Origin of the sequence: Psychrobacter sp., assembly GCF_036731945.1 — a bacterium.
GTDB lineage: Bacteria > Pseudomonadota > Gammaproteobacteria > Pseudomonadales > Moraxellaceae > Psychrobacter.
This window is the reverse complement of sequence record NZ_DAINDI010000044.1, coordinates 15,237-16,719: the sequence shown is the minus strand read 5'-3', so window position 1 is coordinate 16,719 and position 1,483 is coordinate 15,237. Positions and strand designations below refer to the sequence as shown.

Here is a 1,483-nt window from a genome sequence, read left to right as displayed (position 1 = left end):
CGCACGCAGGCTACGACGTCGTTGGCGTCGAGCTGGTGGAAACTGCTGTGCAAGCGTTCTTTGTTGAGCAAAACATTACCCCTACTATGACTGAATTTACGAGCGCTACTGATAACGCCATTTTAAAACGCTATCAAGGTCAGCTAGCTGGACAAACCATCACTTTATGGGCAGCAGATATTTTTGCTCTGAGCGCCACAGATATAGGCGAGATTAATGCTGTTTATGATAGAGCAGCATTGATAGCCTTGCCAGCAACGATGCGTGCTGATTATAGTGCGCAAATAGTCAAGCTTAGCAATCATGCACCACAACTTTTAATCACCCTAAACTACGACCAAAGTAAAAAAGACGGCCCGCCCTTTTCGATTAGTCAGCAGCAGTTACAGCAGTATTATGATGCCGACTATAAAATTATCGAGCTTGAAAACCAGTCATCAACTCTGAATGCGGCATCTGAGCTAGCCGTAACTGAACAGGTTTGGCTATTAAATCCTTCATTCACTCATTAACTGCCGCTAAACAACAAAAAAGCTCTGAATCTTGCTTAAGCATGATAGCCAAACCCTCTTCTAACCTCACGCTCACGTCAATTTATAGTAACTGAGTGCTTCGATACCTTTTCTTTACTATTGAGATTGGTTACTCTAAGTTCATACTGCTTAATTCAGCTTTGTTCTCTTTCAATGATTATTTCGATGTTTATAGGATATTTCCATGCGTTTTTCTTCGACTTCTACGTTATCGCTACTTAGCATCGCGGTTAGCCTCAGCTTTGCCAGTACTGCGCAAGCGGCCAAACCACCAGCACCAGACTTATCTAATAGCCAGTTTCAGCAGTGCTTAGATGGCTTGAAAAACTCTAGTAAATTCCGCGGCGTCGATAGCTATACGTTTAATAATTATCGTCCAAGCCAGCCTGATCCTAGTGTGATTCAGTCACTCAATTACCAGCCTGAATTTCAAAAGGACGTTTGGGATTATTTGTCATCATTGGTAGATAAAGAGCGGGTCGAAGATGGCATTCAGGCTAAGCACCAATGGGCAGATACCTTGCGACGCATTGAATCGCGCTATGGGGTCAAAGCCGAGCATGTACTGGGCGTATGGGGCGTGGAGTCAAACTTTGGTCAGACATTGGGTAAAAAGCCCTTGTTTGAATCTTTAGCGACGCTGTCATGTTTTGATCGCCGTCAAAGCTACTTCCAAGGCGAATATGCCAATGCGCTAAAAATCGTCCAAAATGGCGATATTGCACCTAGTGATATGACCGGCTCATGGGCAGGTGCATTTGGACAAACGCAGTTTATGCCAAGTACCTTTTTAGAACTGGCTGTCGATTTCGATGGTGATGGCCGCCGCGACTTGGTCAATAGCGTCCCTGATGCGCTCGCTTCTACTGCCAACTTTTTAGACAAACGTGGCTACCGTACCGGCGAGCCATGGGGTTATGAAGTCAAACTGCCGAGTGGTTTTTGGGGCG

General features: G+C 45.2%; 1 protein-coding gene and 1 pseudogene. Both read left to right on the top strand.

Annotated elements, in window-relative coordinates:
* A partial coding sequence (locus tag V7D75_RS09845) for a thiopurine S-methyltransferase (RefSeq protein WP_333614421.1) occupies positions 1 to 512 on the top strand: 512 nt, incomplete at its 5' end.
* A 205-nt stretch (positions 513 to 717) separates the two neighbouring features.
* Positions 718 to 1,483 (top strand): annotated as a pseudogene (locus tag V7D75_RS09840) (lytic murein transglycosylase); the annotation flags it as partial.